Source organism: Actinospica durhamensis, from assembly GCF_018139695.1.
Taxonomy (GTDB): Bacteria; Actinomycetota; Actinomycetes; order Streptomycetales; family Catenulisporaceae; genus Actinospica; species Actinospica durhamensis.
This window is the reverse complement of sequence record NZ_JAGSOG010000056.1, coordinates 1-22,163: the sequence shown is the minus strand read 5'-3', so window position 1 is coordinate 22,163 and position 22,163 is coordinate 1. Positions and strand designations below refer to the sequence as shown.

The 22,163-nt window shown below is 69.5% G+C and carries 19 protein-coding genes and 1 pseudogene; 12 read left to right on the top strand and 8 right to left on the bottom strand.

The window, feature by feature from the left end:
* Nucleotides 1-168 precede the first annotated feature (168 nt).
* Nucleotides 169-1,734 (bottom strand): annotated as a pseudogene (dnaA, locus tag KDL01_RS13890) (chromosomal replication initiator protein DnaA); the annotation flags it as partial.
* 442 nt (nt 1,735-2,176) lie between these two features.
* Here dnaA and rpmH point away from each other — a divergent pair.
* From rpmH to trxA, 10 genes are all read left to right on the top strand, one after another.
* Nucleotides 2,177-2,314, top strand: coding sequence for a 50S ribosomal protein L34 (rpmH, locus tag KDL01_RS13885; RefSeq protein ID WP_212528875.1), 138 nt, complete (start codon nt 2,177-2,179; stop codon nt 2,312-2,314).
* A 54-nt stretch (nt 2,315-2,368) separates the two neighbouring features.
* A complete protein-coding gene (gene rnpA, locus KDL01_RS13880; RefSeq protein ID WP_212528874.1) occupies nt 2,369-2,791 on the top strand; it encodes a ribonuclease P protein component in 423 nt (140 codons plus the stop codon).
* A complete protein-coding gene (gene yidD / locus KDL01_RS13875) occupies nt 2,788-3,066 on the top strand; it encodes a membrane protein insertion efficiency factor YidD (protein WP_307846310.1) in 279 nt (92 codons plus the stop codon). The genes rnpA and yidD overlap by 4 nt, the downstream gene beginning before the upstream one ends.
* 57 nt (nt 3,067-3,123) lie before the next feature.
* On the top strand, nt 3,124-4,134 hold the full coding sequence (gene yidC, locus KDL01_RS13870; RefSeq protein ID WP_307846309.1) for a membrane protein insertase YidC: 1,011 nt from the start codon (nt 3,124-3,126) through the stop codon (nt 4,132-4,134).
* 22 nt (nt 4,135-4,156) lie between these two features.
* The gene (locus KDL01_RS13865) at nt 4,157-4,684 is read left to right on the top strand and encodes a Jag family protein (RefSeq protein ID WP_438801959.1); all 528 of its coding nucleotides are present in this window, start codon (nt 4,157-4,159) and stop codon (nt 4,682-4,684) included.
* 137 nt (nt 4,685-4,821) lie between these two features.
* Nucleotides 4,822-5,508: a 16S rRNA (guanine(527)-N(7))-methyltransferase RsmG gene (rsmG, locus tag KDL01_RS13860; protein ID WP_212528873.1), complete on the top strand. Its 687-nt coding sequence runs from the start codon at nt 4,822-4,824 to the stop codon at nt 5,506-5,508.
* A gap of 607 nt (nt 5,509-6,115) precedes the next feature.
* Complete coding sequence (locus KDL01_RS45930) at nt 6,116-7,009, top strand: ParA family protein (RefSeq protein WP_438801960.1); 894 nt, start codon at nt 6,116-6,118, stop codon at nt 7,007-7,009.
* Complete coding sequence (locus KDL01_RS13850) at nt 7,006-8,028, top strand: ParB/RepB/Spo0J family partition protein (RefSeq protein WP_212528872.1); 1,023 nt, start codon at nt 7,006-7,008, stop codon at nt 8,026-8,028. The genes KDL01_RS45930 and KDL01_RS13850 overlap by 4 nt, the downstream gene beginning before the upstream one ends.
* A gap of 63 nt (nt 8,029-8,091) precedes the next feature.
* A complete protein-coding gene (gene trxB / locus KDL01_RS13845) occupies nt 8,092-9,063 on the top strand; it encodes a thioredoxin-disulfide reductase (protein ID WP_307846308.1) in 972 nt (323 codons plus the stop codon).
* Between the two features lie 41 nt (nt 9,064-9,104).
* Nucleotides 9,105-9,431, top strand: a complete 327-nt coding sequence (trxA, locus tag KDL01_RS13840; RefSeq protein ID WP_212528871.1) for a thioredoxin — start codon at nt 9,105-9,107, stop codon at nt 9,429-9,431.
* Here trxA and KDL01_RS13835 read toward each other — a convergent pair whose 3' ends face one another.
* The 5 genes from KDL01_RS13835 to KDL01_RS13815 form a co-directional block, all read right to left on the bottom strand.
* The gene (locus KDL01_RS13835) at nt 9,432-10,148 is read right to left on the bottom strand and encodes a hypothetical protein (protein WP_212528870.1); all 717 of its coding nucleotides are present in this window, start codon (nt 10,146-10,148) and stop codon (nt 9,432-9,434) included.
* Between the two features lie 98 nt (nt 10,149-10,246).
* Nucleotides 10,247-10,924, bottom strand: coding sequence for an RNA polymerase sigma factor SigM (gene sigM / locus KDL01_RS13830; protein ID WP_212528869.1), 678 nt, complete (start codon nt 10,922-10,924; stop codon nt 10,247-10,249).
* Nucleotides 10,914-12,626, bottom strand: coding sequence for a protein kinase family protein (locus tag KDL01_RS13825; RefSeq protein WP_212528868.1), 1,713 nt, complete (start codon nt 12,624-12,626; stop codon nt 10,914-10,916). The genes sigM and KDL01_RS13825 overlap by 11 nt, the downstream gene beginning before the upstream one ends.
* Nucleotides 12,627-12,687: 61 nt before the next feature.
* Nucleotides 12,688-14,751: a murein biosynthesis integral membrane protein MurJ gene (gene murJ, locus KDL01_RS13820; protein ID WP_212528867.1), complete on the bottom strand. Its 2,064-nt coding sequence runs from the start codon at nt 14,749-14,751 to the stop codon at nt 12,688-12,690.
* A gap of 115 nt (nt 14,752-14,866) precedes the next feature.
* The gene (locus KDL01_RS13815) at nt 14,867-17,029 is read right to left on the bottom strand and encodes a DUF6049 family protein (protein WP_212528866.1); all 2,163 of its coding nucleotides are present in this window, start codon (nt 17,027-17,029) and stop codon (nt 14,867-14,869) included.
* Nucleotides 17,030-17,123: 94 nt separating this feature from the next.
* Here KDL01_RS13815 and KDL01_RS13810 point away from each other — a divergent pair, with 94 nt between their 5' ends.
* Nucleotides 17,124-18,566, top strand: a complete 1,443-nt coding sequence (locus KDL01_RS13810; RefSeq protein ID WP_212528865.1) for a CCA tRNA nucleotidyltransferase — start codon at nt 17,124-17,126, stop codon at nt 18,564-18,566.
* On the opposite strand, the gene KDL01_RS13805 is transcribed toward KDL01_RS13810, so the two are convergent.
* Nucleotides 18,508-19,848, bottom strand: a complete 1,341-nt coding sequence (locus KDL01_RS13805; RefSeq protein WP_212528864.1) for an MFS transporter — start codon at nt 19,846-19,848, stop codon at nt 18,508-18,510. The two genes, KDL01_RS13810 and KDL01_RS13805, sit on opposite strands and share 59 nt — an antisense overlap.
* 72 nt (nt 19,849-19,920) lie before the next feature.
* Between KDL01_RS13805 and KDL01_RS13800 the strand changes: the two genes are divergently transcribed.
* Nucleotides 19,921-20,694, top strand: a complete 774-nt coding sequence (locus KDL01_RS13800; RefSeq protein WP_212528863.1) for an enoyl-CoA hydratase/isomerase family protein — start codon at nt 19,921-19,923, stop codon at nt 20,692-20,694.
* A gap of 96 nt (nt 20,695-20,790) precedes the next feature.
* Here KDL01_RS13800 and KDL01_RS13795 read toward each other — a convergent pair whose 3' ends face one another.
* Nucleotides 20,791-22,143, bottom strand: coding sequence for an aspartate aminotransferase family protein (locus tag KDL01_RS13795; RefSeq protein ID WP_212528886.1), 1,353 nt, complete (start codon nt 22,141-22,143; stop codon nt 20,791-20,793).
* Nucleotides 22,144-22,163: the final 20 nt, after the last annotated feature.

Below are 22,163 nucleotides of genomic sequence, written 5' to 3'. Positions count from 1 at the left end.
GCACAGAGTTTATCCCCAGGCATCCACAGGCTGTGCACTATTCCCGGTCGATTTCCACATCTGTGCACAGGCGATGGGCGTGACCAGGACCTTAGGCCTGTGTACCCGCGCAGGGCTGTGGATAATCCCGGTGGAAAACCCTGATTCGGAGGGGGAACCGACGGAGCGTCAGCCGCGCATCGACTTGATGCGGTTGGTGAGTTCGTTGACCTGGTTGTAGGTCGAACGCCGCTCGGCCATCAGGGAACGGATCTTGCGGTCCGCGTGCATGACCGTGGTGTGGTCGCGGCCGCCGAACAGCTGCCCGATCTTGGGCAGGGACAGGTCCGTCAGCTCCCGGCACAGGTACATGGCGATCTGACGCGCGGTCACCAGCACGCGGCTGCGCGAGGTGCCGCAGATGTCTTCCATGGACAGCCCGAAGTAGGCCGCGGTCTGGGCCATGATCGTGGCGGCGGTGATCTCGGTGCCGCCGGTCTCCGGGAACAGGTCCTTGAGCACCGTCTCGGCCAGCGGGAAGTCCACCGGCGAGCGGTTGAGCGAGGCGAAGGCGGTGACCCGGATCAGCGCGCCCTCGAGCTCGCGGATGTTGGTGGAGATCTTGCTCGCGATGAACTCGAGCACCTCCGGCGGGGCGTTGAGACCCTCCTGCGCGGCCTTCTTGCGCAGGATCGCGATCCGGGTCTCGAGCTCCGGCGGCTGCACGTCCGTGATCAGGCCCCACTCGAAGCGGGAGCGCAGCCGGTCCTCGAGCGTGGTCAGCTGCTTGGGCGGCCGGTCGCTGGAGATCACGATCTGCTTGTTGGAGTTGTGCAGCGCGTTGAAGGTGTGGAAGAACTCCTCCTGGGTGCCTTCCTTGTTCTCCAGGAACTGGATGTCGTCGATCATCAGGATGTCGATGTCGCGGTACCGGCGCCGCAGCAGGTCCTGCTTGCCGTCGCGGATCGCGTTGATGAAGTCGTTGGTGAACTCCTCGGTGCTCACGTACCGCACCCGGGTGCCCGGGTAGAGCGAGCGGGTGTAGTGCCCGATCGCGTGCAGCAGGTGGGTCTTGCCGAGCCCGGACTCGCCGTAGATGAACAGCGGGTTGTACGCCTTGGCCGGCGCTTCGGCCACGGCGACCGCGGCGGCGTGCGCGAAGCGGTTGCTCGAGCCGATGACGAAGGTCTCGAACAGGTACTTCGGGTTCAGCCGGCCGGCCTCGCCCTCCTTGGCCGGGACGTCCGAGGAGCCCGGGTGCTTCTTGCCCAGCTCGTGCATGCCCCCGGCGAACGCGGTCGGGCGCGGCTCGGCGGTGCCGGGCGCGGACATGGCCGAGTCCTCGGTGTGCCCGCCGATCGGCCGGGGCGAGAAGGGCAGCGGCGCGTTGCTCGGCGGCGGGGGCGGCAGGTTCGGCGTACCGGGCCGGGAGGCCTGCGGGGGCAGCGTGATGGGGCTCGCACTCAGGCCGGGCGCGCGCAGGTCCGGCTCGTTGGTCGGCGGCGCGAACGGCAGGCGCGGGGCCTGCGGCTGTTCGCGCGCCGGCGCGAAGGGCTGGCCTGCGGGCTGCGGCTGCGCGGTGACCGTGACGGCGAGCCGCACGGGGTGGCCGAGCAGGTGCTCGAGTCCGCCGGCGACGAGGTCGCGCAGGTTACCCTCGAGCTTGTCCTTGGTGTAGTTGTCCGGCACCCCGAGCACGGCGGTGTCTCCGACCAGCGCCATCGGCACGGTCAGGGCCAGGAAGGCGCGGTCGCGCGGGCCGAGCTGGTCATCGGCCTCGAGCCGTGCGGTGAAGTGCTTCCAGACCGTGGTGAAGTCACCCAACGGCGGCAGGCCGCCGGTCGGAGTCTGGCTGGGGAAGTCTTCAGGCACGGCTACCACTCATCGTGATCGGTACTACGGGGGCGCATGCCCTAGTTTTCCACAAGTCCTGTGGACAAGTTGTGGATCCCGCTGTGGATCAGTGGGCGGGCCACCAGGCGACCCCATGACGGTAGCCACCCTGAGCCCGCTGTTCAACTTGTTGTCCACAGTTGGGGGATAGATGTGCACAGGTGCTGAGTTTGACCCGGTGGCGGGTGCCCGCGTACCGTAAGCAGGTCGAGTAGAAGCTCCAGCGGTGAATGCTGCCCGGGGCCCGTCGCCTCCGCGGCGCTCGCACCGTTGAAGTCATTTCAGTACCTGTCTGGAGCCTCCAGTGAGCAAGCGCACCTTCCAGCCGAACAACCGGCGCCGCGCCAAGACCCACGGCTTCCGGCTGCGCATGCGCACCCGGGCCGGCCGGGCCATCCTCTCCACGCGTCGGAACAAGGGCCGCAAGGCCCTGTCCGCGTAAGCATCCCCGCCCGCCCGGCGGGTGGTCACGGCCGAACGAGTCTCGGAGTAGCGCGTGCTGCCCAGCGAAAGCCGCGTGCGCCGCGGAGACGAGTTCGCCCGGACGATCCGCTCCGGACGCAGGTCGGGACGCACCCATCTGGTTGCGTACCTGGCCGTGGCGACGGGACCCGAAGGGTCCGAGAAGGCGATCGACGAAGCCCGCACGGGTCCTGTGGCCCGAGCGGGCTTCGTCGTCGGCAAGGCCGTGGGCAACGCCGTGGTGCGCAACCGGGTTCGCCGTCGGCTGCGGCATCTGTGCGCCGCGCGTCTGGACGCCCTGCCGACAGGATCTATCCTGGTGATCAGGGCGTTGCCGTCGGCGGCGCAGGCCGACTCGGCGCTGCTCGGCCGGGAACTCGACAGCGCGCTCAAGCGTCTGACAGGCGGCGGACCCGGTGGTCCGTCCGTGGTCCCGACTGCGGAGCGACGGTCGTGAAGTACCTGCTCATGGGTCTCATCAAGATCTACCAGAAGACGGTCTCACCGCTGCTCGGCGAGGTCTGCCGGTACTACCCGAGTTGTTCGCACTACGGGTACGAGGCGATGTCGGTCCACGGGGCGTTCAAGGGGACAATACTGACTGCGTGGCGTGTCCTGCGGTGCAACCCCTGGAGTGCAGGCGGAGTGGACGAGGTGCCGCCACGCGGACGGTGGAAGACACCGGCCGCCGAGGGTGCCAAGGTAGTCGGCAACACGGCGAACAGTGAGTAAGAAGACAGTGGACCTGGAAGTAGTGGACTTGGCAGGCCTTAGGCGAGGAGCCTGATCGTGAGTTGGTATGACACGCTGTTGAGCCCGATCATGTGGGTCATCAGCTGGGTGATTGTTCAGTTCCACAAGTTCTTCGGCTTGTTCTTCATTCCGAACAGCGGCTGGGCCTGGGGACTGTCGATCGTCTTCCTCACCTTGGTCATCCGGGCTGCCCTGATCCCGCTTTTCGTCAAGCAGATCAAGTCCATGCGGGCGATGCAGGTCATCCAGCCCCAGGTCAAGGCGCTGCAGGAGAAGTACAAGAAGGAAGCGGAGCGGGTCAAGTTCGACCCGGTCAAGAAGCGCGAGGTCCAGGCCAAGCAGCAGCGCGAGATGATGGCGCTGTACAAGGAGCACGGCACCAACCCCTTCGCGAGCTGCCTGCCGCTGCTGGTCCAGGCGCCCTTCTTCACCTCGCTCTACCGGCTGCTCTACAACGTCTCGGCCGGTAAGACCTTCGCCTTCATGACCTACGCGCTGGTCGCCAGCGCGAACCAGGCGCACGTCTTCGGGGCGCCGATCTCGGCCCACTTCAACACGCCCGCGGCGCAGCTGGCCAAGTACGGTTCGACCTCGGCCGACGTGAAGACCGTCATCGTCGTGATGACCATCGTCTACATGGCCACGCAGTTCATCACCCAGCGCCAGATGGTCCTGAAGAACAGCGCGCCGGACAACCCGATGGTCAAGCAGCAGAAGATGCTGATGTACGTCATGCCGTTCATGATGGCGTTCTTCTGCTTCGTCGCTCCGGTCGGTGTGCTGATCTACCTGCTCACCTCGAACTTCTGGACCATGGGCCAGCAGTTCTACGTGCTGCGCAACAGCCCGACCCCCGGCTCGGTGGCCCACCAGCAGCACCTCGAGCGCAAGGCGGCGAAGGCGACCAAGAAGGGCAAGCCGGCTCCGGTCGAGGACAAGGCTCCGGTGCAGGACGAGACCCCGGTCTCGATCACCTCCACCGGCCGGAACAAGCAGCAGCGCAACCAGCCCAGCCGTACCACGAAGAGCCAGCGGACCAAGCGGTAGCGCGAGAGTGAGGAGCGAAACGGTGACGACGCAGTCGGAGAGCGCCGTGTCGACGCAGCCCGAGGACGGGTCGGAGGCCGAGCCGGAAGGCCGCCTGTCCCGACTCGAGGAGGAGGGCGACATCGCGGCCGACTACCTGGAAGGCCTGCTGGACATCGCCGACCTCGATGGCGACATCGACATGGACGTCGAAGGCGACCGTGCCTCGGTCTCCATCGTCGGAGAAGGGCTCGGCCACCTGGTGGGCGCGAAGGGCGAGGTGCTCGAGGCGCTGCAGGAGCTGACCCGCCTTGCGGTGACCCGGGAGACCGGCGAGCGCACCCGGATGATGCTGGACATCGGCGGGCACCGCGCCGCACGCAAGGCCGAGCTGATGAGCCTGGGCGCCGAGGCGGTGTCCCAGGCGAAGGAGACTCAGCAGGGCGTCCGGCTCAGCCCGATGTCCCCGTTCGAGCGCAAGGTCGTGCACGACGTCGTCGCGGCCGCCGGACTGCGCAGCGAGTCGGAGGGCGAGGAGCCCAACCGCTGTGTGATTGTCTACCCGGCCTGACGTAGGATTTCCCGACCAGTCTGAGTTCAAGAAGGGCCACCCCGGCGAGGACGCGCCGCAGGGTGGCCCTTCTTGGTGCCTAGAGCGCCGGTCGTTAGTCTGGACCATGTTCCACGTGAAACTATCGAGGTGTGTGAATGACCGACGAGCACAGCTGCACCCTCTCCCCACCGCCCGCTGAGGCCGCAGGCCTGTTCGGCGAGCATCTTCCTGCGATGGAGAGCTACGCGGAGCTGTTGGCCGGCCCGGGCGTGGAGCGGGGACTGATCGGTCCGCGGGAGGTCGAGCGGCTCTGGGAGCGCCACCTGCTCAACTGCGGCGCGGTGGCCGAGCTCATCGGCGAGGGGCTCGACGTGGTGGACGTCGGCTCCGGTGGCGGGCTGCCCGGCCTGGTGCTCGCGATCGCCCGCCCGGATCTGCACATCACCCTGCTCGAGCCGCTGCTGCGGCGCACCGTCTTCCTCAGCGAGTGTGTGGAGAGTCTCGGCCTGCGCAATGTCGAGGTACGCCGCGGCCGGGCCGAGGAGTGGGCGAGCCGAGTCTCCGCAGACGTGGTGACCGCCCGCGCGGTGGCCTCACTGGAGAAACTGGTGGGTTGGTGTCTTCCGCTGCTCGCGCCGCGGGGACGGATGCTGGCGCTCAAGGGCGAGACGGCGGCGGCCGAACTCGAGGCGGTCGGCCCGACTCTGCAGGCGGTGGGAGCGGTGAAATGGGGCGTCGTCGAGGTGGGCGCGGAGCTCGGTGACGCGGCGACCCGCGTGGTGCGGATCGATATGGGCCCGCAGGGGTATCGCAAACCACGTTCTCGGCGCGCAGCCAAGTAGGAACGGATACAGTACGTCTTGCTCCCCAGTGCGTGTTCCACGTGGAACCTCGACAGGATAGCGACGGTTCCACGTGGAACCTCGACAAGGTGCCGGTTCCACGTGAACCATGGAGACAGGTTCCACGTGAAACAACGGAGCGGACCGTTCCATGTTCCACGTGGAACAGCGAAGCGCATCAAGGGCACCTAGGCATCGACGTTGGATGCGACGAGGGGACACGATGGTCGCGCGATCCGAAGGCCATCCCACCACCGGTCACGGAAACGATGGCCAATTAAGCAGCGGCGTTCCACTGCCTCGCGGGTGGCGCCTGCAAGAATCTCTGGAAGCGGAAAGCGTGCCGCCGGACGGCTTTAGCTGGACCTGGCACTCGGACGCACCGGGCACTGAACCGCGGGAAGCTGAACGAGCCGTCGCCCCGTCGGCGACGGAGGAAGAGAGTTGGCCGATGCCGTACGACCAGCCGATCGGGTCGGGTGCATACCTCCAGCAGGCGCCGACCGAGGTGGACACCGACACGCTGCACGGGGGTCGCCGGGCACCCGCTGCCGACAGCACCGCCGATACGCCCATCGCGCGCGAGGCGGAGGCTGCCATCGCCGCGATGTCCCGCAACCTCCAACCGCTGCCCCGGCCGGCCAACACCCGCGTCATGGTGGTGGCCAACCAGAAGGGCGGCGTGGGTAAGACCACGACGACCGTCAACATCGCCGCCGCGCTGGCACAGCTGGGTGCGAAGGTTCTCGTGGTCGACCTCGACCCGCAGGGCAACGCCTCCACCGCCCTGGGCATCGAGCACCATGCGGACGTGCCCTCGATCTACGACGTTCTGATCGAGCGCTACAGCATGGAAGAGATCGTGCAGCCGGTGGAGGACATCCCCGGGCTCTACTGCGCCCCGGCCACGATCGACCTCGCCGGTGCGGAGATCGAGCTGGTGTCGATGGTGGCGCGGGAGAGCCGGCTGCAGCGGGCGCTGCAGGTCTACCACGACACCATGGACTACATCCTCATCGACTGCCCGCCCTCGCTCGGCCTGCTGACCGTCAATGCTCTGGTGGCCGGCAAGGAAGTGCTGATCCCGATTCAGTGCGAGTACTACGCGCTGGAGGGTCTGACTCAGCTGCTGCGCAACATAGAGCTCGTCCGGGCGCATCTGAACACGGATCTGCGGATCTCCACGATCCTGCTCACGATGTACGACGCACGCACCCGGCTCGCCTCCCAGGTCGCCGACGAGGTGCGCACACACTTCCCGGCGGAGGTGATCAGCACTGCGATTCCGCGCTCCGTGCGGATTTCCGAGGCGCCCAGCTACAGCCAGACCGTCATGACCTACGACCCCGCTTCCACCGGCGCGCTCGCCTACCGCGAAGCCGCGCGCGAAATCGCCGAGCGCTACAGCCAGGTTCCCGGCCAGCGCGGAGCCGAATCCGCGAACTCGCCCGCATCGGCCGCGGCGGCCGGTGGCTCCACCTTCCGTGAGGTTGCACGATGAACGACCGTCGGCGAGGGCTCGGGCGTGGCCTGGGCTCGCTGATTCCCACCGGCCCGGAGGGCGCCGAAGCCCCCGCGCTGAGCCCCGCCTCGGCTCCGGTGCCCGCGCGCCGGCTTCCGCTGGGCGAGGTCTACCGGCCGGAGGAGCAGGAGGAGCCGGAAGAGTCGAGCGAGATGTTCCACGTGGAACCGAAGCTCGTCGCAGGCGCCTACTTCGCCGAACTTCCGCTCACCTCCATCGTTCCGAACGCCCGTCAGCCGCGGGAGTACTTCGACGAGGACGAACTCGCCGAGCTCGGTCAGTCCATCCGCGAGGTCGGCCTGCTGCAGCCGATCGTGGTGCGCAAGACCGCCGAGGACAAGTACGAACTCATCATGGGGGAGCGGCGCTTCCGCGCTTCCCAGTCGATCGGGCTCGCCGAGATCCCGGCGATCGTGCGGCAGACCGAAGACGAGCGCATGCTGCTCGACGCGCTGCTCGAGAACATGCAGCGCGCGCAGCTCAATCCGCTGGAAGAGGCCGCGGCCTTCGACCAGTTGCTCAAGGACTTCCGCTGCACGCACGACGAGCTCGCCAGCAAGGTCGGGCGCTCGCGCGCGTACATCAGCAACACGCTCCGGCTGTTGCGCCTCTCCCCCTCGGTGCAGGTGAAGATCTCGGCCGGGACGGTCTCGGCCGGGCACGCCAAGGCACTGTGCAGCCTCGAGACGCACCAGGCGCAGGAGGAGATCGCGCAGCGCATCATCGCCGAGGGTCTCTCGGTGCGCACGGTCGAGGAGATCGTGCAGACCTACGGAGCGGAGCGGCCGCGCAAGCAGCGCAAGGCGCGGGCCGGCAGCCGGATCGCGCCCGAGGTGACGGAATTGGCCGGTAGGCTTTCCGATCGCTACGAGACCCGTGTCACGGTGAACGTGGGCGGTCGTATCGGGAAGGTCGTCGTCGAGTTCGGTTCGATCGAGGATCTGGACCGGATCCTCGAGATGATCGCTCCCGGCGAGCGGGTGCGCTCCACGGAATAGGCGCCCCCGCGCCGCCGTTTGCATCCACGAGTAGTTCGAATTTCGGAAAGAGGGCAGCAGGCCGTGCAGGTACCAGAGGGAAGCGAAGTCCGGAACGTCATCATCATCGGTTCCGGGCCCGCCGGGTACACCGCCGGGGTCTACACCGCCCGGGCCGGGCTCAAGCCGCTCCTGTTCGAGGGTTCGGTGACCGCGGGCGGCGCGCTGATGAACACCACTGAAGTCGAGAACTTCCCCGGCTTCCCGGACGGCATCATGGGGCCGGACCTCATGGACGGGCTGCGCAAGCAGGCCGAGCGGTTCGGCGCCGAGCTCGTCACCGACGACATCATCGAGGCGCAGCTGGACGGACCGGTCAAGCGGGTGGTGGACGGCAACGGCGACGAGCACTTCGCCAAGACGGTCATCATCGCCACCGGCTCCGGCTACCGTGAACTCGGCCTCGCGGACGAGAAGCGGCTGTCCGGACACGGCGTCTCGTGGTGTGCCACGTGTGACGGGTTCTTCTTCCGGGAGAAGGAGATCGTGGTCGTCGGCGGCGGCGACACCGCCCTCGAGGAGGCCACCTTCCTCACCCGCTTCGGGGAGAGCGTGACCGTCGTGCACCGTCGCAGCGAGCTGCGTGCCAGCAAGATCATGCAGGAGCGGGCCTTCGCCAACCCGAAGATCTCGTTCGCCTGGAACAGCGAGGTCTCCGCGATCCTCGGCGAGGACCGGGTCACCGGACTGCGGCTGCGCGACACCGTCACCGGTGACGAGCGCGACCTGAAGGCCGACGGCCTGTTCATCGCGATCGGGCACGAGCCGCGCAGCGATCTGTTCGCCGGTCAGATCGACCTCGACGACGAGGGCTACGTGAAGGTCGACGCGCCCAGCACTCGGACCAACCTCGAGGGCGTCTTCGCCTGTGGCGACGTCGTCGACCACGTCTACCGGCAGGCGATCACCGCGGCCGGCACCGGATGCTCGGCGGCGCTGGACGCCGAGCGCTTCCTCGCCGCTCAGGAGCACGCGGAATCCACCCGCCAGTCCTGACGTTCCACCCACAGAGCCGTTTCTCACGAAGGAGGCCGCAGATGTCGGCGCTCAAGCAGGTCACCGATGCGACGTTCGACGGGGAGGTCCTCAAGAGCGACAAGCCCGTCCTCGTCGACTTCTGGGCCGAGTGGTGCGGCCCGTGCCGCATGATCGCGCCGATTCTGGAGCAGATCGCCACCGAGCACGGAGACAAGCTCGAGATCGTCAAGCTGAACACGGACGAGAACCCCGAGGTGTCCGCCAAGTACGGCGTGCTGAACATCCCGATGCTCAACGTCTACGTCAACGGCGAAGTGGTCAAGACGATCGTCGGCGCCAAGCCGAAGCGCGCCCTGCTCAAGGACCTCGAAGACTTCATCGGCTGATCAACGGCTGAGCGAGACGAGCCCCTGGTCCAGTAGGACCGCGCTCGACCCGATCGGACACGAGCCCGCGTACAGCACCACGTAGAACGTGGTGCTGTCCGCGGGCTCTTTGTCGTCCCGGTAGACGACCAGCCTCGCGTCGCGGCCGGCGTAGGTCTCGGCCACGATCGTCTCGACCGTGAAGCCGGACTTCTCCGGCGCGTCGCAGACCTCTTTCGAGTCCGCGTTCATCGAGGCCGTCGGCGCGGTGGGCTTGCGCGCGGCCGGCCCGGCTTCGCTGCCGTTGAACAGCTCAGGGCCGAGGGCCGCGCGGGCCATCGCGGTGAGGGTCGGGTCCGCGTTAGCCCCGGCTTCGGGCACGGCGCCGGTGCCGGCGCTCGTCACGCCCGAGGAGGAGGCGGCAGCGGTCGTGGCGCCAGAACCGGCCCGGGTGATCAGATAGCCGACTCCGACCAGGGCGCCGGCGAACACGGCGAGTGCGGTGATCGGCACGGCCAGTCGCCGCCACCAGTTCTGCTTCTCGCGCCGCTGTGCGGAGCGCGAGAGTGCGAGCGCCGTCTCGTCGGCTTCCTGCCAAGCCTGCTCGATCGTCGCGTCGAGACGCGCGAGCACGTTCGCGGGGATCTCCGGCTCGGGCAGATCGGCCAGCGCCACGAGTATCCCGCGCAGCTCCTCGACGCGCGCCGCACACTCGGTACAGCCCGCAGCGTGCTCCACAGCGTCCGCAGAGGCCTGCTCAGGGCTGAATGCGCACTCCGACAAATCTTCGTCGCCGAGGTGTCCGGCCACGCCGTCACGAGGCTCCTGTGGGTTTCTCACCGGGCACCCCGCTCCCTGTTCTCCGGGGCGGCCGTCGACTCGACCGGCGCCGCCGTTCTCGGGTTGATCTGTACTGAGACGTCACGATCCGGTGACGGGTTCCCTCGTCTCGGTGGAATTCCCGAGTCCCTGAGTATTCCGGCGAGTTTGGCCCGGCCGCGGGCACAGCGGCTCTTGACCGTCCCTGACGGCACTCCGAGCACACGCGCCGCCTCCTCCACCGGCAGACCCTGCACGTCCACCAGGACTACTGCGGCGCGCTGCTCCAGCGGAAGGGTGGCCAGTGCCTGCTCGAGCACCAGGCGCAAGTCGCGCTGCTCCGCCATGTCGACGGGATCGGTGACGGCCTCGCGCCACACCGGCGACTCCGGATCGGGATAGTGCACGGTCGGGCGCACGGCCGCCCGGCGCCGCCGGTCCAGGCAGGCGTTCACGGTGATGCGGTAGAGCCAGGTGCCCACGGACGAGTCGCGTCGGAAGTTCCCGGCGGCGCGGAAGGCGGAGAGCGCCGCGTCCTGCAACGCGTCCGCGGCGTCCTCGGGGTTGCCCGAAGTCCGCAGCGCCACCGCCCACATCCGGCCGCGGTGGCGCGCCAGCAGTTCCCCGAAGGCCTCGCGGTCGCCCGCGAGATGCCTGCGCAGGCAGTCGAGGTCGGCCTGCTCGTCAGGCGCCATAGACGCGTACGTCTATCAGTCCGTCCCGATAGCCCGCCGGGGTCTTCGACGAGGTCACCGCCTGCTGGTAGGACAGCGTGGTGAACAGGAGCATCACGTACTGCGTGGTGACCGGCGCGAACTTGAGCACGATGTCCTGGCCCGCGGGGGCCGAGGACTGCGTGGCCTGCACGGAGTAGCCCTTCGGACCGGAGGTCGAGGACCAGGTCGGGGAGGCGTCGGACGCGTTCGATCCGGTCAGCACCTCCACGGTCGCGCCGCTGAACGGGATCTGGAACTTGACCTCGTCCACCTCGTGCGACCCGGACAGGTCGAAGATCAGGCCTATCCCGCTGCCGCCGGGGTACGTGCCGCTGAAGTGGGTCGCCAGCTGCGTCGTGGTCTTCCAGCCGGTGGTCGAGGTCGGGTCGAAGGCCGACTTGGCGGCGTCTATCGAGCTCTGTGAGGCCTGCTCGTCCCAGACCGTGGCGCTGGCGATGGACAGCTGGCTGCCGACTGTGCCGGCCGGGATGGTGACCGTGCCGACCGAGGGCGTGCTGCCGGTGCCGGTGGACTGGGCCGCGGCCGCGCCGTCGCCGTTTCCGCCGAACTGGAAGGCCGCCAGCGTGGCCAGGGCCAGTGCCGCGCAGCCGGCCACGGCCAGCACGCCGCGGCGGCGCCAGAACGCGGTGCCCGCCGATCCGCCCTGGCCGCCGGAGCCGCCCGAGCCCTGGGGCGGAGCCCAGGAGTGCGCGGCGTCCCGCGGGCTGCGCGGGTCCAGCCGTGTGGTCGCCGCGGCGGGCGCGGGCGGGGTGGAGCGCGAGCGGCTGCGCGGTAGCACCGAGGTCGGCTCCGCCGTCTCGTCGTGCAGCCTCGGCAGCGCGCGGATGACGTCGGCCAGCTCCTTGACCGTGGTGATCGTCGGCGCAGACTCGGGATCACCGATGCCCAGGGTGCGGCGCACGGCCGTGTCCACCTGCTTGGGCACCGCGGCCCTGATCTGGGCCGGACTGTAGGGGCGGTCGCCGGACTCGTCCCGCGGCGCCGGCAGGAGCGGGAGATCGCCCTGCGCCTCGGGCCACAGGCCGGTCAGTGCGGCGTACCAGATCCGGCCGAGCGCGAGCACGTCGGCGGCGTAGCGGGCCTCGGGCTCGAGCGCCTCGGGTGAGACGCCGCTCAAGGTCGCCTCGACCAGCAGGCCGCGCAGCTTGACCTGGCCGGTCGCGGTGATCAGCAGGGTGGCCGCGTTGAGCGCGCCGTGCGCGACGTCCGCCTCGTGTGCGCGCACCATCGCCTCGGTGGCCTCGCGGATCATGGCGGTCGCCTTGGCCGGGGACAGCGGGCCCTCGTTCAGGCGCTCCCACAGCTGTTCGGCGCCCGGCACCCACTCGGTGACGATGTAGAGCAGGTCCTCGTCGCGCACCGCGTCGAGCACTTGGACGAACCGGGCGTCGGGCACCGCGGCCGCGTCCCGGGCCGCGCGGGCCACCTCCTCGAGCAGCGGATGCTCCGCCGCGATGAGGTCGACCCCGACCTTGCGGTTGAGCAGTTCGTCGACTCCGACCCACAGCTGTGGTTCCGGCGAGTGACTGCCGCCGAAGCCGCGCACGAGCCTTTCGAGACGATAGCGACCGCCGAGACGGCGCCCGGCGGACCACGTTTGCCCGGCCGACACGTTCTCGTCGGTCGGGTTCTCGTCGGGGGTTTCGGCCAGGGCAGCCACGGCCCTCCCTCACGGTTTCCTTGCGGCGGTTCGGTCGATCCGTTCCCGCCCCATGCTAGTGCTAACGGCCGAGGCGCGCTTTCACCGTTCCCAACAAGGAATTCAGCTCCTGGACGTGCATCGCGCGCGCGATCAGGAGGAAGACGACCAGGAACAGCGCACCGCCGGAGGCGAGTCCGGCCATCGCGCCGATGGTGCCGGCGCCGCGCATGTCGGTCACGTAGATGCCCACCGGGCCGCCGACCGCGGTCGCGATTCCGGCCGCCACGCACAGCTTCACGTGCACGCGCAGCACCCGCCGGCCGTCGAACGCGCCGACCAGGCCGTTGAGCTTCCCGGCGGTGATGACCAGGCCGACCAGATACGAGACCGAGTACGCCACACACATGCCGGCCACGGCCCACTTGGTGTTGCCGAGCAGCACGTAGGAGAGCCAGGCCAGCCCGGCGTTGGCGGCGCCGATCCAGAGCGAGATGAAGAACGGCGTGCGCGTGTCCTCGTACGCGTAGAAGCCGCGCAGCATGACGAACTGGGCCGAGTACGGGATCAGGCCGAGGCTGAAGGCCATGAGCATGTAGCCCAGATTGTGCGACTGCTCGGGCGTCATGTTGCCGTGGCCGAGCAGGATCGAGACGATCTGCTGGGCGAAGGCGAGGAACGCGAAGGCGCACGGGACTATCGCGACGCCGGTGGCCCGCAGGCTGTAGGAGATCGCGTCGCCCACCGCCCCCTTGTCGCCGGTGTGCGCGTACCGGCTCATCCGCGGCAGCAGCGCCGTCACGATCGAGACGGTGATGACCGACTGCGGCAGGATCCACAGGGTGATCGCGTTCGAGTAGGCCGAGTAGCCCACGCCGGCGTCGTTGTTGTGCGGGCGCGAGCCCATCGAAGTGGCCATGAACGTGACGGCCCAGTTCACCACCGTGCTCACGCCGACGGTCGCCAGGGTCCACTTGGCCAGCGTCATCGACTTGCCCAGGCCCGTGCCGCGCCAGTCGAAGCGAGGCCGGTAGGTCACCCCCACGCCGCGCAGGTACGGGATGAGCGTGACCGCCTGGAGCACGATGCCGAGGGTGGTGCCGAAGCCGAGTAGCAGCTGTTCACCGCCGGTGATCGTCTGCGGCGTGTTGGCCACGCCGTTGACGATCCACAGGTACGCGCCCAACGTGGCGATCTGCACCACGTTGGCGAGCACGGGCGTCCACATCATCGGCCCGTAGCTGTCCTTGGCGTTGAGGATCTGGCCGAGCATGACGGACAGGCCGTAGAAGATGATCTGCGGCAGGCAGTACCGGGCGAAGTTGACCGTCGCCTCGCGCTGCGCGCCGGTGTAGCCGCCCGCGTAGAGGTCGACCAGCAGCGGCGCCGCCATCACCGCCAGGGCGGTGAGCGAGCCGAGGAAGACGATGGTGAGGGTCAGCAGCCGGTCGATGAACGCCTGGCCGCCGTCCCGGTCGTCCTTCATCGCGCGCACCAGCTGCGGCACGAAGATCGCGTTGACCGCGCCGCCGGCCACGATCGCGTAGATCATGTTCGGCAGGTTGTTGCCGACGTTGAAGGAGTCGGAGAGCGCGCCGGTGCCGAGCGCCGCCACGATCAGCGAGGTGCGCACGATGCCGGTGACCCGGGAGACGATGGTGCCCATGGCCATGATCCGGCTGGCCTTGGACACGCTGACCTTCGCCGCCTCCTGCGGCTCCTCGACCGCGACGCCGACCTCGGTCAGGTCTCCGGGACGGGTGCCCGGGCCCTGGACCTGGCCGCGGCGCGGCGGGATCAGCTGCTGGAGCGAGGTGGGGTCGAGGAACGCGGTGCCGAAGACGGGCAGGTTGAACCGGGTGGCGTCGACCGCCTCGGCGTAGGCCTCGCGGCGCATCGCGCGGGCTTCGGGGGCCTCGTCCTGCGGTATCTCCGGGTACCAGAGGTCCTGCTCGGCGTACCGGGTGGCGGTGTACCACTCGTCGGTGTGCGGCTCATGCCCGCCGCCGGCCGACTGCTGACGGCGATCAGGCTGGTACGGAGCGTGGAATCGGGTGGGCTGCTGGGGTCCGGGCTGCTGGTCGGAGCGGTATTCGGAGACGTAATCCTGTCCCCGGGACCCGTCGCCCTCGTGCCACCCTGACATCGCTCGGTTTCCTCCTGTGCCACACGGCCCAAGACGGCCGGTACGCGCGGACCCACGCCGAGCGCTCGTGCTTCATTGTCCAGGGTTCTGCGCGCCCGCGGCGCAACCAGGTCGCTCAGTCACCCTCTCGGGTTCCCTGGTCCTTCCGCGAGCCTCTCCTACCCCGGTAGATACGCAACCCTACAGCGACCACCAGAAGAGCAGCTGAACCGGCGAACAGAAGCAGGGCGACGAAACCGATCGAGGTGACGCTGACCTGCAGAGTCTGCGATCCGTTGCTCTCCGCGTCACCGTAGTGCGCACCGGCGGGGTTGACCAGGTACGCGGTGACCTGGATCGTCGCGCTGGGTGAGCGCGAGGTCACCTTCACCTGGACCGTGCGACTGCTGTGGGCCGGGATCTCCACCGTGGGAACGGTCTCGATGTCCAGGCGGCCGGTGGGCTTCATGGAGAACTTCAGCCCGAGTATCACCCGCTGGCTCAGACCGTTGTGGATCGTGAACGGGATCGACCCGCTGGTGCCCGACATGGTCAGGTCGGACTTCTGGATCAGGTAGACCTGGCCCATCTGCAGGGTCAGCCGGCGCTGTACCGCGGCGCTGAAGGCGGACCAGTCGGACGGGAAGCCGCGCCAGCTGGTCGAGACGGTGCGTTCGACCGCCTGGGCCAGGCCGTCGGTGGTGTCGGGGGCGGCCAGGATCGACTGGTAGAGCGAGAGCTGCGAGGAGAGGCTGACCGCCTGGTCGAGCTGGTTCGTGGTCAGGTCCGTCTTGGTCACCGCGGCGGAGCGGGTCAGCTTGCCCGTGCCGGCCTTGGCGTCGGGCGCGGTGTCGAGCAGCGTGGAGAGCGAGGCCGACCGGGTCCAGTTGGCCTCGGACAGGGCCGAGAGCACCGCGATGTCCTTGTCCGACTGGGCCGAGGAGCGCGGCAGCTCGACCAGGAGGGTGCGGGCGCTGCTCAGGCTCGGCTCCTCCCGCGCGATCAGCGCGGTCTGGGCCAGCAGCCGCTGCTGGGCGAGCGTGGTCGCGTTCGAACCCGCGGCCACGTAGCTCGCGTCGACCGAGTCCCCCGACATGATCGCGTCGAGGCTGGAGTCGGAGACGACGATGTTGCCCTTGCCGCTGATCGAGGCCCGGCCGGTCGGAGTGTACTGGCCGTCAGGGACGGAGAGGCCGACCGAGTCGGAGGCGGTCACCACGGCCGTCGGGCTCATCGACTGGGCCAGGTTGAGCGTGGTCGAGTTGACCTGGCCGCCGGCCGGCCAGGCGAGCAGCCCCTTCGGACTGCGGCCGGTGTCCTCGCTCAGGGTGGTGCTCGCCGCCGTCGCCTTGACCGCCGCGCTCACGAACTGCTCCGCCTGTGTGTTCGAGACGTGCGAGAGGGAGCCGAGGTCGGGATCGGTGGACGGCAGCTCCCACAGCTCGCCGTTCTTGGCCAGGACGGTCTTGGCCAGCTTGAGCCAGGCCGCGACGCTGTCGGCGCCGGATCCCGGCTGGTCGTCGGTGGAGTCGCCGCTGGTGATGAAGTAGCCGCCCTCGATCTGGGCAGCGGTGTCGAGCAGGTCCGGATCCACCGCCCAGGACAGGTCGACGTTCTTGAGCCCCTGCGCGTCGGCGAGCAGCTTGTAGAGGCTGCCGCTCTCGCCCATCTCCGTGGTCAGCTGGTCCGAGGTGATCTCGTCCAGGGTCGAGCCGTCCTTGGGCTGGTACTGGTAGCCGTCCAGGGTCGGGGTCGCGGTGACCGGCACGAGCACGGCCAGCTGGGTCGCGGTGAACGAGGAGGAGCCTTCGGTGATCTGGTACGGCAGGTACGTGCGCACCGAGCCGAGCGGCTGCGAGCCCTCCGACCAGGCCTCGACGTCGAGCGCGTAGACGGTGCCGGGGTCGAGCCCCATCTCCTGCACGGTGGTGTTCAGCGACCAGGTGCTGGTGCCGGAGACGGTGCCGAGATCGTCCTGCACCGAGGAGAGCTGCTGCTCGTTCGTGCTGCTGCCGGCCGCCTCGCTCATCTGCGACTGGTACTGCACCGGCATGATGTCCAGCTGCACTATGACGTCGCTGTAGCTCTGCCCCGAGGGCAGCTTCAGTTGGCCGCCCAGCTTCACCGTCTGGGCCGAGGAGGTGGCCACCATCGGCGACATCGTGGTCAGGCTCAGACTGCCGGACTGCGCGGCTTCGGCCGACTCGGATCGCGTGAATCCGTACACGGATACGCTCGCCACCAGCGCCAGGGCGAGCCAGACGCGGACCGTACGGTGAGTCAGGGAGAGCCGGATCACAGGGAGCATCCTAGGGGCGCTGGAGTGGTCGACTGAGCACTACGGCCAGTGACCGTGCCGAGGCACGGGCCTGGGCCAACTACCCTAGGTTGACGTGTCTAGCTCTGTTCCGGATCCCAAGCACGCGGCCGCGCTCGCCCTGCTTCAGCTCAACCCCGTCGCCCGCGAACTCGGCGAGCGCTTCGCCGCGGCCGGGCACGAGCTCGCGCTGGTCGGGGGCTCGGTCCGGGACGCGCTGCTCGGCCGGCTCGGCGATGACCTCGACTTCACCACCGACGCCCGGCCGGAGCAGATCCTGGCTCTGGTCAAGCCCTGGGCCGAGGCGGTCTGGGACGTCGGGATCGCCTTCGGCACGGTCGGCTGCCAGCGCGACGGGCTGAAGCTGGAGATCACCACCTACCGCAGCGAGGCCTACGACCGGGAGTCGCGCAAGCCGGCCGTGGACTACGGCGACTCGCTCGAGGGCGACCTGGTGCGCCGCGACTTCACCGTCAACGCGATGGCCGTGAAGCTGCCCGAACTCGTCTTCGTCGACCCGCATCACGGCATCGAGGACCTGGCCCGCAAGGTGCTGCGCACGCCCGCCGCGCCCGAGGACTCGTTCACCGACGACCCGCTGCGGATGCTGCGCGCGGCCCGGTTCGCCTCGCAGCTCGACTTCGCCGTGGCGCCCGAGGTGGCCGCGGCGATGCGGGAGATGGCCGAGCGGCTCGGCATCGTCTCGGCCGAGCGGATCCAGGCCGAGTTCTCCAAGCTGCTGCTCGGCGCGCACCCACGGATCGGCCTCGGCCTGCTGGTCGACACCGGGCTCGCGGACCAGTTCCTGCCCGAGCTGCCCAAGCTGCGCCTCGAGATCGACGAGCACCATCGGCACAAGGACGTCTACGAGCACACGCTGATCGTGGTCGAGCAGGCCATGGCGCTGGAGCAGGACGGGCCCGATCTGGTGCTGCGGATGGCCGCGCTGCTGCACGACATCGGCAAGCCGCGCACCCGGAAGTTCGAGCAGGGCGGCGGGGTCTCGTTCCACCACCACGAGCTGGTGGGCGCGAAGATGACGCGTAAGCGGCTGCGGGAGCTGAAGTACTCCAAGGAGTTCGTCGACGACGTCTCGCACCTGGTCGAGCTGCACCTGCGCTTCCACGGCTACGGCGAGGGCGAGTGGACCGACTCGGCGGTGCGGCGCTACGTGCGCGACGCCGGGCCGCTGCTCGACCGGCTGCACAAGCTCACCCGCTCGGACTGCACCACCCGCAACCGCCGTCGCGCGGCGGCGCTCGCCTCCGCCTACGACGACCTCGAGGAGCGGATCGAGCGGCTCAAGGCGCAGGAGGAGCTCGACGCGATCCGCCCCGACCTGGACGGCAACCAGGTCATGGAGCTGCTCGGGATCGGGCCGGGACCGGTGGTCGGGCGGGCCTACAAGTTCCTGCTCGAACTGCGCCTCGACGAGGGCCCGATGGAACACGAGCGCGCGGTCACGGAACTGCGGGAGTGGTGGGCTCGTCAGCCGGAATCGGCTCAGGGCGCGGGCTGAGCGGCTCCTGGGGCCGGCGCAGCGCGTACCAGAGCCCGGCCAGCAGGTAGGCCCCGGAGACGACGCCGAGTACGACGAAGGACTTGCCGTCCAAGGGCAGCGCGGCCGCGCTGAACGCGGCGGCGACCACGAACGCGCCGTTGTAGAGCATGTCGTAGAACACGAACACACGGCCGCGGAAGGCGTCGTCCACGGTGCGCTGCACCAGGGTGTCGGTGCTGATCTTCTGGCCCTGCGCGAAGAATCCGAGCAGGAACGCGCCGATCAGCAGCGGCAGTTCCCGGAACGGCGCGCCGAAGGCGAGCTCGACGACGCCGGATCCGGCCAGGCACAACGGAATCCAGCGGTGCAGGCTGGTGCGCCTGGCCACCAGCGGGGTGGCCACCGCGCCGAGGCCGAAGCCGACTCCGGAGACGCCCACGGCGAAGGCGAACCCGGCCAGGCCCGCGTTGGTGTCGTGCGGATTGTTGAAGCTGTTGCGGAACAGCAGCAGGGTCATGATGGTCACCGCGCCGTAGCAGAACCGGCTGACCGCGATGGCCGCGAGCGGACGGCCCGCGGCCGGGCGTCCGAGCACGTGCCTGGCTCCGGCCGCCACTCCGCGCACGACGCTGCCGAAGGCCGAGCGTAGCGGCGTGCGCGCCGTGTTCGTCGGGCCCAGCGCGTGCGCCGGGATCATCAGGGCGAAGATCCCGGCCAGTGCGTAGAGGCCGGCCGTGCACACCAGCACCCCGGCCACCGAGCCCGAGCCCCGCCCGGCCACCGCGTGCACCACCACGCTCACCCCGGCACCGATGGTCGTGGCCAGCGTGCCGAGGGTGGGGGAGACGGCGTTGGCGATGATCAGCTGCTTGCCGGTGACGGTGTGCGGCAGGCCCGCGGACAGGCCGGCCAGGATGAACCGGTTCGCCGAGAACCCGGCCAGCGCGAGCAGGTAGAACAGCAGCCCGGCCGAACCCGCTGCGGCGCACGCGGCCACCCCCAGCACCAGCAAGGCCCTGGTGAGGTTCGCCCACAGCAGCATCTGCCGGCGCCGCCAGCGGTCCAGGAACACCCCGGCGAACGGGCCGACCACGGTGAACGGGAGCAGCAGCACCGCGAAGGCCTCGGCCACCTTGGTCGGGGTGGCCGCGTTCTGCGGCGAGAAGACGACGTAGGTGGCCAGGGCGGCCTGGAAGGCGCCGTCGCCGAACTGTCCGATCAGGCGGACGGTGAGCAGCAGGCGAAACCAGCGCAAGCCGGGGCCGAAGACGACGCTGCTCAGTTGGCGAAGGCTCTTCACAGGACTCAGCGTAGATTCCCTACTCCCGTGGCGCATCGGCCCAGGGTGGGGCGTCGCTGGCAGACTGGTCGGATGGCAATGATCGAAGTGCGCCATGACGGCGCGGTGTCGGTGGTGCTGCTCGACCGGCCGGAGGCGCTCAACGCGATCAGCACGGCTTTCGCCCTGGAACTGACCGAGCGGCTGCGCGCGCTGGCCGCCGAGCCCTCGACCCGCGCCGTGGTGCTGGCCTCGAGCGGGGGCCGGGCCTTCTGCGTGGGCGCGGACCTCAAGGAGCGCGACGGGTTCACCGACGCCCAGATGTACGCGCAGCGCGCGGTCCTGCGCGCCCTGTTCGACGCGGTGCGCGAGCTGCCGATGCCGGCCGTCGCCGCGGTCGGCGGGTTCGCCCTCGGCGGCGGGTTCGAGCTGGCGCTGTGCTGTGACCTGATCGCCGCCGACGCCGGCGCGGTGTTCGGGCTGCCCGAGACGAGCGTCGGGCTGGTGCCCGGGGGCGGGGGGACGCAGCTGCTCTCGCGCCGGATCGGCCTGGCCAGGGCCGCGGACCTGATCTACACCGGCCGGCACGTCGGCCACGCCGAGGCCTGCACCCTGGGCATCGTCGACCGGACCGCCAAGAGCGGCGCCGGCGCCCTGGACACCGGGCTCGAGCTGGCCGCGGCCATCGCCGCCAACTCCCCGATCGCCGTGCGGCGGGCCAAGCACGCCCTGCGCACCGGCTTCGACGTGCCGCTGGCCGCCGGACTCGAGGTCGAGGACGCGGCCTGGCGGGTCGCCGCGTTCTCGCCGGACCGGGTCGAGGGAATCAGGGCCTTCACCGAGAAGCGCCGGCCTGACTTCGCCTGAAGCCCGCGGCCTGAAACCGCAGGCAGCGGCCCCCGGGTCTGCCGGGATAACCGGGGACGCGGGGGCCGCTGACAGCGCTGAGGACGGCTCAGCCGATCACAGGTAGCTGTCGGCCACGGTGAGGGCGGCGTCGATGCCGGCGAGGCCCTCGCGCGCCTCGTCCTCGGTCAGGTTCAGCGGCGGGGTGATCTGCAGCCGGTTGAAGTGCGGCATCGGCCACACGCCGTGCTTCTTGGCCTCGGCCATCACCGCGTTCATCGGGGCGGCGTCCGCGCCCGCCGCCGCGTACGGCACGAACATCTCCCGCGTCTCGCGGTCCTTGACCAGGTCGAGGGCCCAGAACGCACCGAGGCCGCGGACCTCGCCGACGCTCTGGTGCTTCTCGGCGAGCTCCCGCAGGCCGGGGCCGAGCACGTTCTCGCCGAGCCAGGCGGCGTGCTCCACGATGCCCTCCTCCTCCATCGTCTTGATGGTGGCCACGGCCGCGGCGCAGGCCAGCGGGTGGCCGGAGTAGGTCAGGCCGCCCGGGAAGGCGCGGTTGCGGAAGGTGTCGTGCACGTGGTCGGAGACGATCACGCCGCCGAGCGGGACGTAGCCGGAGTTCACGCCCTTGGCGAAGGCGATCAGGTCGGGGGTGACGTTCCAGTTGTCCACCGCGAACCAGGTGCCGGTGCGGCCGAAGCCGGCCATGACCTCGTCGGCGATGTAGAGGATGCCGTACCGGTCGCACAGCGCCCGGATCCCGGCCAGGTAGCCGGGCGGCGGGATCAGGATGCCGTTGGTGCCCACCACGGTCTCGAGCACGATCGCCGCGATGGTGTTCGGGCCCTCGAGCTGGATCTGCTGCTCGAGGTGCGCCAGCGCCCGCTCGCTCTCCTGCGCCTCGGTGCTCGCGTAGAACGCGGACCGGTACAGGTACGGGCCGAAGAACTTGAGCACGTTGCCGTCGCGGTGCCCGGCGCTCTCGTTCGCCCAGCGGCGCGGGTCGCCGGTCATGGTGATCGCGGTGGCGGTGTTGCCGTGGTAAGAGCGGTACGCCGTCATCACCTTGGGCCGGCCGGTGTGCACCCGGGCCATGCGCACCGCGTTCTCGATCGCGTCGGCGCCGCCGTTGGTGAAGAACACCCGGTTCAGGCCCTGCGGCGCGTGGTTCGTGATCAGCTCGGCAGCCTCGGCCCGCTTGTCGTTGGCGAACGCCGGGGCGATCGTGCACAGCTTCGCGGCCTGCTCCTGGATCGCGGCCACCACCTTCGGGTGCTGGTGCCCGATGTTGGTGTAGACGAGCTGGCTGGCGAAGTCGAGGTAGCTGTTGCCCTCGTAGTCCCAGAACCGGGACCCGGCCGCCCCGGCGACCGGCAGCGGGGCGATCTGGTCCTGCGCGGACCAGGAGTGGAACACGTGCGCACGGTCGAGCGCGGCCACCGCCTTCCCCTGCTCGGGGTCGGGGATGGGGGCGAGGTGTGCGGGGG